The organism is Chryseobacterium indoltheticum (genome assembly GCF_003815915.1).
Classification (GTDB): domain Bacteria; phylum Bacteroidota; class Bacteroidia; order Flavobacteriales; family Weeksellaceae; genus Chryseobacterium; species Chryseobacterium indoltheticum.
The window spans coordinates 488,265-504,548 of sequence record NZ_CP033929.1 but is presented as its reverse complement, the minus strand read 5'-3'; the positions used below and the strand labels follow the sequence as shown (position 1 = coordinate 504,548).

The following is a 16,284-nucleotide window of genomic DNA, read 5'->3' as shown; positions in this document are numbered from 1 at the left end:
GATATTTTTAAATTACTTCAATCTGATTTCTCAAAAGATCTTCAAACTCATCTCTTTTTCTGATCAAATGAGCTTTTCCGTCTAAGAAAAGAACTTCTGCAGGTTTTAATCTTGAATTGAAATTGGAACTCATCTCAAACCCGTAAGCTCCAGCATTATGAAATGCCAAAATATCACCTTCTCTTACTTCGTTCAGCTTTCTGTCCCAAGCAAAAGTATCGGTTTCACAAATATTTCCTACAACTGTGTAAATTCTTTCTGCCCCCTTCGGATTAGATAAATTTTCAATCTGGTGATAAGAATCGTAAAACATCGGACGGATCAAATGATTGAATCCTGAATTTACTCCTACAAAAACCGTTGCTGTAGTTTGTTTGATGACATTTGCTTTCACCAAAAGGTATCCGCTTTTTCCAACCAAGAATTTTCCAGGCTCAAACCACAGTTCAAATTTCTTTCCGGTAGATTTTGAGAATTCTGCAATTACTTTTTCTACTTTTTTGCCTAAAGTTTTCACATCGGTTTCTTCCTCGCTGTCCTGATAAGGAATTTTGAAACCGCTTCCCATATCCAGATATTTCAGATTAGGGAAATGCTCAGACAATTCCAACATAATTTCTAAAGCCTGAAGGAAAACATCAGGATCTTTAATTTCGCTTCCGGTATGCATGTGAAGACCTTCCACATTCAGATTGGTAGACTTCATCACTCTTTCAATATGACGAACCTGGTGAATAGAAATTCCGAATTTAGAATCGATATGTCCTGTAGAAATTTTGTAATTACCACCTGCAAAAATATGCGGATTAATTCTTACCAAAATCGGATAAGTGTTACCATATTTATTACCGAACTGCTCTAGAATAGATATGTTATCGATATTGATGTGAACTCCGTGAGTCATTGCTTCCTCGATCTCAGCCAAATCGACACAATTGGGAGTGAATAAGATTTTCTCTTTGGTGAAACCTGCCTTTAGACCTAATTTAACTTCATTAATAGATACACAATCCAAAGAAGCACCCAAGTTCTTGACATATTTCAAGATATTGATGTTTGTCAGTGCCTTCGCAGCATAGAAGAACTTTGTGTGTTTTAAAAAAGAAGATGTAAGTTTTTCGTATTGAACTTTAATCGATTCTGCGTCGTAAACGTACACCGGTGTGCCAAATTCATTGGCGATCTTTAATAATTCTTTTGAATTCATATTTTAAATTTTACATAAAAAAAGGCAGATTCTTCGAAAAGAGTCTGCCACAATAATTATTTTTTATGCAAGGCAACTCCTTAAATATTCCAAACCTTAGAGAACTTTACAGTTCCCTTTTTTCCAGTTTTCTTTTGTTTAAAATTTTGCATTGCTTTTTTTATTCTCTTGCAAAAATACTATTTATTTTGCAAACATTAATTTGAAAGTATTTTCTCTTTGATAAAAAGACATTTTATTACAACATGTTCTCTTATTTCGGTAACGGTAAAGTTTCGAAATCACCCTTTAGCAGAGCCAATTGTAAGTCATTGATGAGGTCGTTCGCCGACAAAGGCAAATCAAGTTTTAACTTTGAAAGTTTGCTCATCGTCTGAATCTGCGTAAACAACTCATAAAAACCATAAGAAGTAACTTTTCCGTTTTCAATGATAAGAAATAGTTTTTCACCCAATTTTCTACCCGTTCCCAGCCAAAGTTCGTTTCGTTTTCTGAAATCGATCTTCTTTTTGAAAACATTGACATCTTTGAATTCTTCTATTTTACTGATAAACTGAACCGCTTTTGAGCCTTGTGTAAAAGCTTTGAATTTAAGAATCGGTTTTTCGGTTTTATTTAATGTATTTTTTTCGACTAAATATTTATCATTTCTGAAATACAGTCCGAAAGGCAATACTTCCCTCTTTTTTATTCCTTTTGAGTTTAAAATCAGCTTGGCAATAATATCGGTTCCTGTCAATTCAAAATTGATTTGCTCAACGCCAGTCTGAATATGTTCCCATTTTTTTGATTTGGAGTTAAAAAGCTTTTTAGAAAACTTATTAATATCCTGCACATAATCGGAAAAAATAATCTTCCCAGCTTCATTCTGGAAATAAACAAAACCTTTTTCGCTTGGCAAATCCTGAGTTAACAGTTTTATTTTGTTGATATAAGTCTTTGCATTGGTTTCGTCGTGCTGTTTCTGAATAATCTCGTTTTCGGTATCTTTTGAGATTAATAGCTTAAACAATTCTAAAGTCGCTCTTGCATCACCTTCTGCACGATGTGCATTTACCAAAGGAATACCCAAAGATTTCACCAGTTTACTTAATGAATAACTTACCTCATCGGGAATCAGTTTTTTCGCTAATGGAATTGTATCTAAAGTATTGATTTTGAAATCATAACCAAGCCTCTGAAACGATTGACGCAGCATTCTGTAATCGAAATCAATATTATGACCTACTAAAGTGGTATTTTCGGTAATTTCTACTACTCTTTTGGCCAATTCGTGAAATTTCGGAGCCGTTTTCACCATTTTCGGGCTTATATTAGTCAGCTTCTGAACAAACGGTGTAATATCGCTTTCCGGATTTACGAGTGAAATAAACTGGTCTACAATTTTGTGACCGTCATACCTGAAAATAGCGATATCGATAATGCATTCTTTTCTAAAACCTGCACCATTGCTTTCTATATCTATGATTGAATACATTTATTACGTTTTAACCTGAATTTTTTTATCAAACATGAACTTTTGAAAATTTACAAAAGTACATCTGCTAAATTAATAAAAATCACGTCAAAAAAAGTAAAATGATTTCAAACTATATACTATTAGTTAAAACAGATATCATCATAAAAGATTATTTATATTTTGTAATTTTGGTCTGGTAAGAAGATTTTTCAGTAGTTACTTGTATAATATAATTTCCCAGTTTCAATTCTTTTAAATCAATCTTATTATCTGGATTAATAAAATTTTTAACTTGCCTTCCTGATACATCGTAAACTTTTATGTTTTGAAGTCTCTCTTTTGTATTAATATTTACAATATCAGAAACAAAAGTAGGATAAACAATTTTCATTTTTTTCGAATTTTCTTGTGTATGCAAATTTGGAGAACGGATGTATCTTAAAACCACATAGTTTTGATTTTTAATACTAGGAACGTTGGAGTTGGGCAAAACTGTTACAGAACCTACAACAAGCGTTTTTCCAGTAGATAACAAAACAACTTTAGCGGGATACTGATTGTAATGATTGGGTTCCATAACATTAGTAAGAACCTGTCCGTTATTCATATATCCGGAATCTATTGTTAAATCTGCCTTTAGTCCAACTGTTTTATATAATTGATAATTTACAAAAGGACCGTCAATAATATACTTTGAAAGAATGATTTTTTTATCATAAGTAATTGTAGCTGCTGAAAAATTTTCATTATGAGGATTTTTTATAAAACCATTTACTCCGAAAGTGGTGTCTAAAATACCATATTTCGTTAGTTGATAAAAGTTCCCTCCTACAATTGTAAATATTTTGTCATTTGGAAAAATTGCACAATCAAGAATTTTTTTATTTTCTTCAGCCATTAAAGCCTGTACTGAAATCCCACCGATTCCATATGTAGGATCTATAGTTCCATCCAAAAAGACTCTTGCTATCGAAAGACTTACATTAAAACTTGAGTTTTCGGATAATCCTATGGCTAATAATTTATTAGAAACAATCTTTAATCGCTGGAAGTTATTATAAGATGTACTAGCATCATCCACGATTAATGTTCCGACACCATTAAAGGTTGTATTTATTGAACCATCGAAATTGATGCTTCCGATGAATCCGTCATTACTGATTCTTCCAGCAACATATATGACATTGTTATGGCTAATCATATCATAAAGCTCTAAAAGATTTCCGCTTATCAAAGGCAATCTGGCAATTCCATTATTTCCAAATGTTGTGTCTAATAAACCATCCGAGTTTATTTTTAAAAATACAATATCACTGTTAAGATTACTGCCTTCCTCATATCCTGCACCAGAAATAATCATACTTCCATCATTTTGCAGTAAAATCTTCGAGGTAACATTGAACAAATTTTTCTGAGCCATATATGTTGAATAGCGAAAAACGCCATTATTCCCAAAGGAGCTATCCAAAGTTCCATCTATATTTAATCTGAAAACCGTACCAAAAATAGGCTCGAAAAAGCCGGAACTACTGTGTGATGTTCCTAAACAAATCACTTTGCCATCTGGCTGTTCAACGACATCCGTAATATATTCTGTACTGTTATTAGGATAATGAAAAACTGTATCTAGAAAGAATTTTCCAGTTCCATTAAATGACGTATCTAGATATGAATTTTGCGAAAAATAAAATAAAGGAAATATCAATATAAATAAAAAAATATCTTTAGTTCTCATTAGTTTAATTTTTTGATTTTAGCATTATAAGTAATAGTACTCCCAGGACCTCTAGTTTTGTTAAACCCTCCAATAATGATTTTATTATCAGATGTTAATCCCATTCGACCTACAATTTCAAAAAAATCATTAGGATTGTTATCTTCCATATCAGAGAAGAAACCATTATTTTGTGCACCAAATGTAGTATCAAAAGAACCGGTTCCATTTAATCTAAAAACAAACCCATGATCTGATATTCCTTGTTTTGTTCTTTTGCCCGAAATTAGAATTTTATCATCACTTTGCACCTTTACATCAAAGAAATAAACATTCGAGTCTGTACCATAAGAATAGGAAAAGATTCCATTACTTCCATAGGTTACATCTAAAACTCCAGAGGAATTATATTTTTCTATTTCAATTCTCTGAGTGAAGTTTTCTGTTTTCTCAGTAATCAGATAGACGTTATTGGTATTATCTAAAACTATTTTTTTAAATAAATTTCCATTAGACGGTGTGTAAGAAACCTCTACAATTCCATTATTTCCAAAATTCATAACAGGGATCCCTTCAAGATCATATAGTTTTATAATTTTTTTATCTGTCGTGAAATCTACAGTAACAATTCTCTGGCTTGTTAAATCTATTTTAGTAAAATCTACATCAGCAGAACTAGAACTAGAGCCTATAATGGGTAAATACTGATTATTATTCGCAAAAGAAGTATCAATACTTCCATCTAAATTATATCTGCATAATAACGGATTAGGAAGTTGTGTAGAATAAGGTGTAGAATAGTAAGCATAGATTTTATTCTTAACAGCAGAGTAATTCATACCATTGATGTACATTTGATTTGCTCCTTGAAAATCTTTAAATTCGAAGTTGTAAATAATCATTCCGCTGTCATTAAGCATTATATTGTACGATTGCGTCGCTGTTCCTGGTCTGGTAACATTAGCAACTATTCTATTATTAGGAAGTAAATCAAAACGACTAATATCAATATCCGTAAAGGTTCCGTTATTTCCGAAGGATGTGTCTAAAATTCCGTTGTTCAAATATCTTTTTAACTGTTTTTGATATAAAACATAAATTTTGCCATCCTGCCTTATTTTAACATCACTCACACTGCGTGGATTGGCTTGTCCACAAGTTGATGGTGAGACCGAAATATTTTGTGTAGAGCCAAACTGAATATATCTTCCCATAGTTTCTCTACAAAATCTATTACCCAACATTGTAATCTCCCCACCAGAATTGCCCAAAGGCAAAATCCCAAAAGCTCCTGCAACCAAATAATCATCATAGAAACTTATATTATGAATAACTCCTGCATAAGGATGAGGATTTGGATTACCATCAGTATAAAATTGTTGATAAAAAACATCTTTATAGGAAGTACTTTTTTTATATCCTAAAGCGTAAATTGTTTCTTCATTATAGTTATTTATTTTCACATCAATATAATTAATAACATCTTCTTTTGTTCCTGCATCGAAACTAACTTTTCCTGTTCCGTTGAAAGATGTATCCAAACTCCCATCAGCGTTTAATCTGACAATTGCTGCATCAATATTTGTTGCTGTTTTTGTACAGTATCCTGCTAATAATACTTTTCCATTGTCTAAAATCTTTATTGAGTTTAACTGATCGTTTTGTCCATAAAAATCAATAGTTTTAATTCCATTAATCCCAAAAGTATTATCATAGCTTCCGTCAGCATTTAATTTTGCAATGAAAAAGTCTGTGTTTGAGCCATTTTTAGCTGTTCCCGATATCATGATTTTATTATCTGATAAAATCTTTAAGGTTTTTATTTCTGATTTAGTTCCGATTGTGTAAAAAACAAAGCCTTTTTGATTGAAAGTCTTATCTGTGTAACCATCAGAAATATTATATCGTACAATTACTGATTTATCGCCCGCTCTACCTCCAATCCATATTTTATTATCTTTGATATCAATTGCATTTGCTGCATCATCATTTGTAAAATCCGTGATCACTTTATTATCTCTGCTAAAAGTTCCAAGAACGGGCAATGTTGCATTCTTTGCAACAAGTTTTACAATCGCAATATTCTTATTGTTTTTGTCGTTAGCATAGCCGGCAAGATAAACATTGCTTCCATAATGCTTAATAGAATTTGCTCTAGAACCATTATCTCCTACTGGAATAGACAATGTTTTATGTGATGCTGAATTATAAAAAAAGAAGGAATCTTTATTTGAAAACATATCCTCTGGAAAAGGTGGAGAATTATCAGTTTTTCCCACACTATATCCTGCAATATACAATGTATCATTGTCATAATTTATTGCCGAAAGAATACTCTTAAACTCATTTTCAACATAATTATACTCTCCTAATCCGAAATTTGAATCTAAAATTCCCTGTTGTGAAAATGCTAATAAGGGCAAGGTAAAAAGAAGTGTGTTTAAATATTTTTTCATAAGTGTTTTTTATTTTTTTATAATTCTAACCGATTTTAAGAAGCCATTAGCTTCATATTTCACTACATAATTCCCTGTAACTAAATCAGAAAGATTAATTGCAACTTTATTATCATAACCAGAGTCAAATGTTTGCTTTTTCACCAATTTTCCGGACATATCATATACAGAAATCACAATATTAGTTTTAATGCTTTTTGTATTGGCATATAAAAAGTCCCGTACAGGGTTCGGATAAACTTTCAAAATATTATCCTCTCCGTTTATATCATCTGTACTTAAATTGATTGATTTTAAAATTTTAAATACTAAAAAATCTGAATTAAATCTTCCTCCTCCATATATACTCCCATCTGATGCAATTTGAATACTTTGCAAATTAACCGGTGAATCTGATGGTGAAGTAGCAGATCCATCATAAATAAAATAATTGAAATTCCCTTGATTTGCAAAAGTAATATCAATATTCCCATCCAAATTATAACGTGTAATCCACATTGAATTCCCTCCGCTAATTGACTCGTTTCCAGCTATGTATAATTGATTATTATTTAAAACAATATCATTAATAATATATCGTGAAGATAAACTCCAGCAAAGCCAAGGGTTTCCGCTCGGATTATAGAAAAAGTTAGAAATCGTTTGAGATTGCAAATCAAATCTTAATATTCTGTGATCGCAATCATTTATCTGAGTAATAATGTAAGCATAAGTATTAGAATTGTCTAAGATTACTTTCTTAAAAACTCCTGGCTTATCATAAATACTTGGAACATCATCATAACCAAAATTTAGATCAATCATTCCATCTAGATTTACTTTTCTGATAATATTATATCTTGTAACAATTGTGGGATTGTTATTAATTTGCTTTTGACTATACCCAACAATTAAAATTTTACCATCATTTAAGAGTTGTGCGTCATTAATACTCTCAACTGTTCCTAAATCCAAAGTAATAGTTCCCTGATTTCCAAAAGAAAAATCAAGGAAACCATCTGCATTATATTTTTCTATACACAAATCATCTCCTTTTTTTCCAAAAATATAAATCTTGCCGTTTGGCAGGATCAGCAATTTATTAAATTCTAAATTTGGTATCGGTTCAAAGTGTTTCTTTCCATTAAATCCAAAATTATCATCAAGAACACCGTTTTGGTTTATTTTAATTAAACCCTGCTCGGAAAGAATAAGTAATGAACCATCTGCATATTCGTAAATATCTTTAGTGGCTGTAGATCTGTGATAAGAGTCGAAATAATAGTGAGCTTTTCCCTGATATCCAAACGAATTATCCAGCCCGGAAGTAAGGCTGTGTTTTAAAACGCCAAAACCGCTCTCATAAAACTTATAATCTTGAAGAGAAACTTCTCCGATAGAATAAATTGAATTATTGGATAATTTAATATTTGAAATATTATCAAAGCTTTTGGCTTTATAATCGGTTTGTAAAAAACCTATGCCGTTGAAATTTGAGTCTAAGAGCTGACTCTGCCCATTCGCTTTTAAAACAAAAAGCGACATGAGCACAATAGTTAATTGTGTTCTCATCTGTGTTTTTAATTGTGTTTGAAATAATTTCTATAAAAATAAGAAAAAAACCGAAACGAAGTTAGATATTGTTAATCAAATATTTACCTCGTCTTTCTTCCCAAGCCAAACATTCCCAAAATAGCTTTTGCACCTTCTCTCATTAATGTATTGGCAAAAGTTCTTCCTGCACTGCTTTTTAATACTTGCTCAAACATTCCCGGCTGTTCTTTTACCGGTTTTGTTTTTTGTGTAGGCGCAGAATTCTGAACTGCGAGTTCCATTCTTTTAACTAAAATTTCGTAGGCAGATTCTCTGTCGATTGGCTTTTCATATTTTGAAACCAGAGCAGACTTTGATGTCAATTCAGAAACTTCAGCATCATTCAACACATCCATTCTTGATTCTGGTGAAATCAAATAAGTATGAACCAAAGGCGTCGGAATCCCTTTTTCATCCAAAGCTGTGATAAAAGCTTCACCAATTCCTAAATTCTGAATGAGTTCGGAAGCATTGTAAAATTCTGTGGTTGGATAATTTTCTACAGCTTTAGAAATCTCTTTTTTATCTTTTGCAGTAAAACCTCTCAGCGCATGCTGAATTTTTAAGCCTAATTGCGAAAGCACATTTTCTGGAACATCACCCGGAATTTGAGTGATAAAATAAATACCAACCCCTTTCGAACGAATCAGTTTTACCATCGTTTCGATCTGAGAAGCCAAAGCTTTCGAAGCTTCGTCAAAAATCAAATGAGCTTCATCGATAAACAAAACCAATTTTGGCTTTCCACTGTCGCCCTCTTCTGGGAGAGTCATATAAATTTCAGCAAAAAGCGAAAGCATAAATGTTGAAAACAGTTGTGGTTTATTTTGAATGTCCGCAACTCTTAAAATGTTAACAACCCCTTTTCCGTCACGTATTTCAAGCAAATCATGAACATCAAAACTCAATTCACCAAAAAAATCTGCCGCACCTTGCTGTTCCAGCGCAACGATAGATCTTAAAATAGCTCCTAAAGATGCAGGCGATATAGATCCGTAATTAGCCGACAATTCTGCTTTACCTTCCGGATTATCAGTTACATATTGCAGAACTTTTTTCAGATCATTTAAATCAATTAAAGGCAAACCTTTGTCATCACAATATTTAAAAACAATCGACATGATGCTTTGTTGCGTATCATTTAGTTCTAAAATCTTGCTTAACAAAACAGGACCAAATTCTGTAACCGTTGCACGCAATTTCACTCCTTTTCCGCCGGAAATACTCATCAACTCAACCGGAAAAGCTTGCGGATTGTACGGAAGCTCAGTTTTTGCATAACGTTCTTCAATGATAGAATTCATTTGTCCCGATTCTGCAATTCCAGAAAAATCGCCCTTAATATCTAAAACCAAAGACGGAATTCCGGCGTGAGAAAGCTGCTCGGCGAAAACCTGAAGTGTTTTTGTTTTTCCGGTTCCTGTAGCTCCGGCAATCAGCCCATGACGGTTGACGGTTTTTAAAGGAATCGTAACGTTGACTTCGGTGACTACTTCACCATCCAACATTGCTTTTCCTAAAATTATATGCTCTCCTTTTGGAGTATATCTTGTCGAAAGTTCTTCAATAAATTTTGTTTTGTCAGCCATTTGATTTTTTTAATACCTAAAGATAAATATTTTTGTAAAGATCTGAACCTCCCGAATTAATTTCTTAATAAATTAAACTTAAAATGATTTCTGTTTAATATGATTTAAAACAGTTTGTTTTCTTTCACAATAAATATAGAATCTTTTCAATTGATAGTGAATGTCTTGACTAAAATATTAACATAAGCAAATTTTTGAGATTGAGAAAAACTATCATTCAGAATTGTCATTTCTTTCTAATTAATCCATTACTTTGTATCTTTATAATCATTTTAAATAAGAATCAATGAAAATTGAGCAAATATATACAGGCTGTCTTGCACAAGGTGCATATTATATCGTATCGGAAAATGAAGCAGCAATCATAGATCCGCTAAGAGAAGTAAAACCATATCTCGACCGCCTGGAAAAAGACAATGTCACTTTAAAATATATTTTTGAAACTCATTTTCATGCAGATTTTGTTTCCGGACATTTAGATTTAAGCAAAAAAACAGATGCTCCGATTGTTTACGGACCTACTGCACAGCCTGAATTTGAAGCTATTATCGCTGAAGACAACCAGATTTTTGAAATTGGAAACATTAAGATAAAAGTACTTCACACCCCAGGTCATACGATGGAAAGTACAACCTACCTTTTGATTGATGAAAACGGTGTAGAAACTGCTATTTTTACTGGTGACACCTTGTTTCTAGGTGATGTCGGCCGTCCTGATCTTGCTCAGAAAGCAGGAAGTGTAACCCAGGAAGATCTTGCGGGAATTTTATACGAAAGTTTACACAGTAAAATCCTTCCTTTAGACGACAGCATTACGGTTTATCCGGCTCATGGAGCGGGTTCTGCCTGCGGAAAAAACATGCAGAAAGAAACGGTAGATAGTTTAGGAAACCAAAAAAGAACAAATTATGCTCTGAATCAACCTGATAAAGAATCTTTCATAAGAGAAGTATTAGACGGATTGACAGCGCCTCCAAAATATTTCGGAATGAATGTTGCCATGAATAAAGGCGGCTACGACAGTTTAGACACTGTGATGAACAGAGGTTTAAACCCCGTTTCAGTAGAAGATTTTGAAAGTTTTGCCGAAGAAACCGGAGCTTTGATTTTAGATACAAGAAGCCCTGCAGATTTTCATAAAGGCTTTATTCCAAATGCGATCAATATTGGTTTAAAAGGTGATTTTGCACCGTGGGTAGGAAGTCTGATTGTAGACGTAAAACATCCTTTATTGCTGGTGGCTGATGAAGGAACTGAAGAAGAAGTAATCACAAGATTAAGCAGAGTTGGTTTTGATCATGTTTTAGGATACTTAAAAGGAGGTTTTGAAGCATGGAAAAACTCAACGAAAGAAATAGACGAAATAAAAAGAATTTCTCCTAGCGAATTCGCAGAAGCATTTAATGAAAATTCAAAAGTGATTGATGTAAGAAAGATTGGCGAATATTCAGCTGAACATATTGATAATGCTTACAGCAGGCCTTTGGATACGATCAGCGACTGGGTTTCTACCATTGATGACTCTGAACATTTCTTTTTACATTGCGCAGGAGGCTACAGAAGCATGATCGCAGCAAGCATCCTCAACTCACACGGAATCAGAAACTTCACCGAAATCGAAGGTGGCTTTAACGGCATAAAAAAAACAGAAAAACTTCCTGTTTCAGATTTTGTATGCCAATCTAAAACTTTATAAATGAGAGTAAAAGTAAATGCGTTAATTCTGATTTCAGTATTTGCGCTAAGCAGCTGCAAAACACAAGTTTTACCAGAAAATACTGTTCAAACCGACATTAAACAGGTTGTAAATAGCGCTGATGTAGTTTTGGTTGATGTGAGAATTCCAGAGCAATATGCTGAAGCTACGGCAAAAGATGCCGTGAATATTCCGTTGGCTGAGTTAAGCAACAATATAGATTCGCTAAAAGGCAAAAAAGTAGTCGTTTTTTGCAACAAAGGTATACAGGCAGACCAAGCTGTAGAAATTTTGAAGAAAAAAGGAGTTGACGTTTATGATGGTACGACCTGGAAAAATGTAAAAGCCATTCAGGAAGAAAAATAATAAAAACGAAATACAATGTCTCAAAAATTCCAAGAAATAATAGATTCTGAAAGACCGGTACTTATCGATTTTTTTGCTACTTGGTGTCAACCATGCAAGGTGCAGTCGTCGGTTCTGAATACAGTAAAAGAAAATGTTGGCGAAAAGGCCAGAATTATAAAAATTGATGTTGATCAATATCCCGCAATCGCTTCACAATACAATGTACGAGGCGTTCCTACTTTGGCAGTTTTCAAAAAAGGAGAATTACTGTATAAAGAAAGTGGTGTGCATGACGTCAATCGATTGACCCAACTGTTGGAACAGTTTATGTAATAATATTTAGCCTAAATACTGGCTTATAAAAAAAGGCTTAGATTTTAGAATCTAAGCCTTTCATTTTTTTATGAAACACTTTCAAATTCGAAAATACGAATTAGTTTTTAATTACTTTTTTAGATATTTTTTGTCCGTTTTTCAATTGTAATTCAACAATATAAACTCCTTTCTGAAGCTGCTCCATATTGATTTGGTTATTTGAAAACTGAACATTCATTTTTTGTCCTACTACATTGGTAACGTTTACTTTATCAATATCAGAGTCTGTTTTAATATTTAAAATACCGTTGGTTGGGTTTGGATAAATTCCTACAGCAATTTTTCTAATATCAGAAGTTCCTAAACCTGTGGTAACGTCTTTTATACATCTTACAGATTGGCCTTGAGCTCTTGGTCCGCCAGAATTTGGATTCGCTAACGATGTAGAATTATATAAATATTTTCCTCCAGAATTGGCAACATCTCCACTCCAATAATATCCTCTTTCGCCCACATAAGTAAATCCGCCCGTACTTTGGCTTCTATAACCTGCCGCCGGTAATTTTAATTTGCTTGTAAATGCATTGGCCGCACTAGACATTCCTTCTGCTCCTACAGCAGCTACCCAATCAGCCTGAGAAGGTAATTTCCAACCTGCACCGATTGCTTTACAAGGATCAACACTCACTTCAGAAGTTATTGCTGAAGTATTTGCCCCGTTCCAAAGATCACTCAAAGCATTTGTTGACCACCATGCAGGACTGTTCCCTAAAATAAATGATGTAATACCGGAAAGACCTGTAGGATTATTGGTTGTAGGAACTGTTGTTGTAGCAGAATTTCTGTTTTGATGACCATCATCCCATCTTCCCCACTGGAAAAGATCTCCGTAAGACTCGGTATCGGCCATTGCCGTTGCAACTTGTCTACTTCCTAGGTTCTGCTGAAGCCAAACTTTTCCATCTGCACCTCTTACTGTTGTATAAGTTACTTGTTGACCTTTGTAAGTAAAAGTTACACAACTTGTATCTCCCGGATTGATTCCTGGATCAGCATTATTACACCCCGGAGTGTTATTTGATAATTGAACTCTTTTTACCCTTACTCCATTTTGAGAATAAGTAAGAACCAATGTATTGTTTACAGCGTCGTATTGTAAATCATTGTATAAAGCAGTATCATCCGATACAAAATCGCCTCCGAATGTTTCCCAAACATTAGATACCGAATTATATTGATATACGGTGTTTTTTCCACCGTTTACAGCCCACCCACTTGCTACGGTGTACAGTTTACCGGAAGGAGTAACAGCAATAGAAACATTATATAAGTCATTTGAAATACCAAAGTCGGTGTTACCAATCTGTACCCAATTTGTTCCATCGAATTTCTTTACATTCAGTTTTCTGTTATTTGCTGCTGTAGATGAATATACGACATATAAAGTATTGTCTGAGCCAATCGCAATATCTGAAGTTGCGTTTGCCCCTTCTGTAAAAGCACTTCCTACTAAAGTTCCACCCACTAAAATCCATGCATCAGTTGAATAAGCCGTCAAGCTATTTTCAAAAACTCTTACTCCGGAAGCTATATGACAAACATACACTTTTCCATTTGTTCCGATAACCATTTCTGCGTGCGTTGGATTTGCACCGGCAATATTTGTAGGACCTACTTGTTCCCAAGCTCCGTTCACCAATCTTTTTACCGTTCCTGAACCCACAGATGCATACACATACGGAATACCATTCGGAGCTACTGCTGATGCCTGATAATTAGTTGTATCTGTAAATGGAAGCGGAAGTAAACTCCAAGATGTTCCATTAAATTTTCTTACTTCCATACCCGAATTAGGATAACCCCATTGATTGGTATAATATACATTTCCCGAAGTATCTAAAGAAAGAGAATTGTATGTTGCTGTAGCAGTAGTAATTCCTGCATTTCCTCCAACATATGACCAAGAGGTCCCGTTAAATTTCTGTACCGAGCCTTTTGTGACTAAAACATCATAGTACGAAACATAATAATTTCCCTGAGCATCAATCGCCAGGTTATTATAACTACTTCCACCAGTAGAAATACTCCCCGTAGAACCCACATCTTCCCATTGCTGAGCATGAGTTGAGCTCATCGCCAATATTAAAAAACCGATGGCGGCTCCAAGTTTTTTTGCTTTTAATTGTAAATTTTTAAACATAAATAATTTATTTTTATTTATTCTAAATTATATTTTAATTTTCGGCAAAATTACTCTTGATTACAGCAAATCAATTATCATATCCAACCTTTTAGTTATCCCGATGATTATTGCAATATTCAAACACTTAAGTATAAAACAAAATTGATCATGTTTAAAATTATATTAAAATCGTTGGTTTTCGCTTTAGATTATTCTAGCTGATGAGATCTGGTTCGCAAATAAAATTTCAAAAAGATAATTTTATTTTTATTTATTCTAAATTTAATTTAATTTTGTTCCAAATTTAGTTTTTATCCCATTATTGAATGAGATTAATTATTGAATGGAATCTTTTACTTACATATGAGAACGAAAACAGCGAAAGAAATAGATCGATCCAAAAGAGGTTTACTATTTAAATCTGAGGACATTAAGGTTGTTTTCAGTGAAGATGAAACAACTGGAAATTATTTAAAATCTCATTTCATTGAAGGAGAATCCAGTTTTAATCTTTTGTTTTTTCTGAGTCCGAATATCAATTTACTGGCTTCAGATTGTGGAACTCATTTAAAATTCAAAAAAAATCAATACATTCTTCATTATTCTTCTGCCGAACACCGTGCAGAATTGTGGACAGAAAATCAGGACGTCTTAAAATACCTTCAGATACAGATTAATTATCAATACGTTTTTAATTTAATAGATCCTAATTCTAACACCGAAAGTACTGAAATACTGAACAATATGAAGAATAACAGTTTCATTTTTCTTCACAAAGAAACTCCTCCCAATATGACTGTGGAAATGCACATGATCTTAAAGGAAATTTCGGGATATTCTAAAAAAGGGGTAATGCAGAAACTTTTTATTGAAGCTAAAATCATAAAATTGCTTGTTCTCATTTTTGAACAGTTTAAAGAAAAAGACAACAGCGATGATCATTCAAAAACTCCTGAAGCCATCAAAAAATTTTTAGACGAAAATTATCATAAAAACTTGAAAATCGAAGAGATATCTAAAATCTTAGGTATTAATCAAAGTAAATTGAGAAAAGAATTTAAAGAACATTACCACACGACAATTGTAAACTACATTTCAGAGCTCAGAATGCTGAAAGCAAAAAAGATGATCATCAATAATCAAATTATGATTAAAGAGATTGCAATAGAATGCGGTTATGAATATGTTCAGAATTTTACCCGTGCATTTAAGAAGAAATTCGGGGTATCGCCTGAAAAGCTGAGATTAGGGTAAAAAAAAGAAAAACCACTAAAATAAATTAGTGGTTTAATATATGTTGTTTTGCTTTGATATTACTTTCTCGGAATTCGTGTGAGAAAGCAATGACAATCAATTAATGATGTCCGTGATCGTGCCCGTGGCTATCGTGAATGAAAGGACCGTGACCTTTAGGCTGGCTGAAAATCACTTCAACGCCTTCTTGCTCAGTAAGCAATTTACTTCTAATCTGCTCAGGATCAAAAGGTTTTACCTTACCAAAATATTCTTTCAAACCTTCAGTTAACCACAAAGGAATAATAAAACCGAAAAACATTAAGATACACCAGAATCCTACAAGGAACATACATACGAAATAAATTGTCCAAAGGAATTGGTAAAACGGCCAAAATGCTGATAACATCATGTTTCTTAAATTTTAAGCAAAAGTAGGGCTTTTTTCTTTTTCATCAAAAGATATAGAACCTAAATTTTGCAATTTATTTTTATTTTAAACTAATTAAATTA

General features: G+C 33.2%; 12 protein-coding genes. 4 read left to right on the top strand and 8 right to left on the bottom strand.

What is annotated here, in order from left to right; all coding sequences use genetic code 11:
- Positions 1-7: 7 nt before the first annotated feature.
- The 6 genes from lysA to EG358_RS02380 form a co-directional block, all read right to left on the bottom strand.
- On the bottom strand, positions 8-1,207 hold the full coding sequence (gene lysA / locus EG358_RS02405; protein ID WP_076561294.1) for a diaminopimelate decarboxylase: 1,200 nt from the start codon (positions 1,205-1,207) through the stop codon (positions 8-10).
- A gap of 253 nt (positions 1,208-1,460) precedes the next feature.
- Positions 1,461-2,684, bottom strand: a complete 1,224-nt coding sequence (locus EG358_RS02400; RefSeq protein WP_076561293.1) for a 3'-5' exonuclease — start codon at positions 2,682-2,684, stop codon at positions 1,461-1,463.
- 151 nt (positions 2,685-2,835) lie between these two features.
- Complete coding sequence (locus EG358_RS02395; RefSeq protein WP_076561292.1) at positions 2,836-4,401, bottom strand: T9SS type A sorting domain-containing protein; 1,566 nt, start codon at positions 4,399-4,401, stop codon at positions 2,836-2,838.
- Positions 4,401-6,836, bottom strand: coding sequence for a delta-60 repeat domain-containing protein (locus EG358_RS02390; protein ID WP_076561291.1), 2,436 nt, complete (start codon positions 6,834-6,836; stop codon positions 4,401-4,403). Before EG358_RS02390 ends, EG358_RS02395 begins: the two co-directional genes overlap by 1 nt.
- A 9-nt stretch (positions 6,837-6,845) precedes the next feature.
- Positions 6,846-8,387, bottom strand: a complete 1,542-nt coding sequence (locus tag EG358_RS02385) for a T9SS type A sorting domain-containing protein (protein WP_083677057.1) — start codon at positions 8,385-8,387, stop codon at positions 6,846-6,848.
- A gap of 83 nt (positions 8,388-8,470) precedes the next feature.
- Positions 8,471-9,997: a helicase HerA-like domain-containing protein gene (locus tag EG358_RS02380; protein WP_076561289.1), complete on the bottom strand. Its 1,527-nt coding sequence runs from the start codon at positions 9,995-9,997 to the stop codon at positions 8,471-8,473.
- A 286-nt stretch (positions 9,998-10,283) separates the two neighbouring features.
- Between EG358_RS02380 and EG358_RS02375 the strand changes: the two genes are divergently transcribed.
- Genes EG358_RS02375 through trxA form a run of 3 tightly spaced genes read left to right on the top strand, consistent with a single transcriptional unit; the run spans position 10,284 to position 12,374 of the window.
- Positions 10,284-11,693 (top strand): MBL fold metallo-hydrolase, encoded by a 1,410-nt coding sequence (locus EG358_RS02375; RefSeq protein WP_076561288.1) that lies wholly within the window; start codon positions 10,284-10,286, stop codon positions 11,691-11,693.
- Entirely contained in the window at positions 11,694-12,059 is a 366-nt protein-coding gene (locus EG358_RS02370; protein ID WP_076561287.1) for a rhodanese-like domain-containing protein, read from the top strand.
- Positions 12,060-12,074: 15 nt separating this feature from the next.
- Complete coding sequence (trxA, locus tag EG358_RS02365; RefSeq protein WP_076561286.1) at positions 12,075-12,374, top strand: thioredoxin; 300 nt, start codon at positions 12,075-12,077, stop codon at positions 12,372-12,374.
- A gap of 100 nt (positions 12,375-12,474) precedes the next feature.
- On the opposite strand, the gene EG358_RS02360 is transcribed toward trxA, so the two are convergent.
- Entirely contained in the window at positions 12,475-14,556 is a 2,082-nt protein-coding gene (locus EG358_RS02360) for a T9SS type A sorting domain-containing protein (protein ID WP_076561285.1), read from the bottom strand.
- A 345-nt stretch (positions 14,557-14,901) separates the two neighbouring features.
- Here EG358_RS02360 and EG358_RS02355 point away from each other — a divergent pair, with 345 nt between their 5' ends.
- On the top strand, positions 14,902-15,792 hold the full coding sequence (locus EG358_RS02355) for a helix-turn-helix domain-containing protein (RefSeq protein ID WP_076561284.1): 891 nt from the start codon (positions 14,902-14,904) through the stop codon (positions 15,790-15,792).
- A gap of 100 nt (positions 15,793-15,892) precedes the next feature.
- On the opposite strand, the gene EG358_RS02350 is transcribed toward EG358_RS02355, so the two are convergent.
- Positions 15,893-16,183 carry a hypothetical protein gene (locus tag EG358_RS02350; RefSeq protein ID WP_076561283.1) on the bottom strand — a complete coding sequence of 97 codons (291 nt, stop codon included), beginning with the start codon at positions 16,181-16,183 and terminating at the stop codon, positions 15,893-15,895.
- Positions 16,184-16,284: the final 101 nt, after the last annotated feature.

What these genes read in the sequence shown, in the direction of transcription:
- lysA (WP_076561294.1), bottom strand. Translation starts at nt 1,207, where the DNA reads ATGAATTCAAAAGAATTATTAAAGATCGCCAATGAATTTGGCACACCG.
- EG358_RS02400 (WP_076561293.1), bottom strand. Translation starts at nt 2,684, where the DNA reads ATGTATTCAATCATAGATATAGAAAGCAATGGTGCAGGTTTTAGAAAA.
- EG358_RS02395 (WP_076561292.1), bottom strand. Translation starts at nt 4,401, where the DNA reads ATGAGAACTAAAGATATTTTTTTATTTATATTGATATTTCCTTTATTT.
- EG358_RS02390 (WP_076561291.1), bottom strand. Translation starts at nt 6,836, where the DNA reads ATGAAAAAATATTTAAACACACTTCTTTTTACCTTGCCCTTATTAGCA.
- EG358_RS02385 (WP_083677057.1), bottom strand. Translation starts at nt 8,387, where the DNA reads ATGAGAACACAATTAACTATTGTGCTCATGTCGCTTTTTGTTTTAAAA.
- EG358_RS02380 (WP_076561289.1), bottom strand. Translation starts at nt 9,997, where the DNA reads ATGGCTGACAAAACAAAATTTATTGAAGAACTTTCGACAAGATATACT.
- EG358_RS02375 (WP_076561288.1), top strand. Translation starts at nt 10,284, where the DNA reads ATGAAAATTGAGCAAATATATACAGGCTGTCTTGCACAAGGTGCATAT.
- EG358_RS02370 (WP_076561287.1), top strand. Translation starts at nt 11,694, where the DNA reads ATGAGAGTAAAAGTAAATGCGTTAATTCTGATTTCAGTATTTGCGCTA.
- trxA (WP_076561286.1), top strand. Translation starts at nt 12,075, where the DNA reads ATGTCTCAAAAATTCCAAGAAATAATAGATTCTGAAAGACCGGTACTT.
- EG358_RS02360 (WP_076561285.1), bottom strand. Translation starts at nt 14,556, where the DNA reads ATGTTTAAAAATTTACAATTAAAAGCAAAAAAACTTGGAGCCGCCATC.
- EG358_RS02355 (WP_076561284.1), top strand. Translation starts at nt 14,902, where the DNA reads ATGAGAACGAAAACAGCGAAAGAAATAGATCGATCCAAAAGAGGTTTA.
- EG358_RS02350 (WP_076561283.1), bottom strand. Translation starts at nt 16,183, where the DNA reads ATGATGTTATCAGCATTTTGGCCGTTTTACCAATTCCTTTGGACAATT.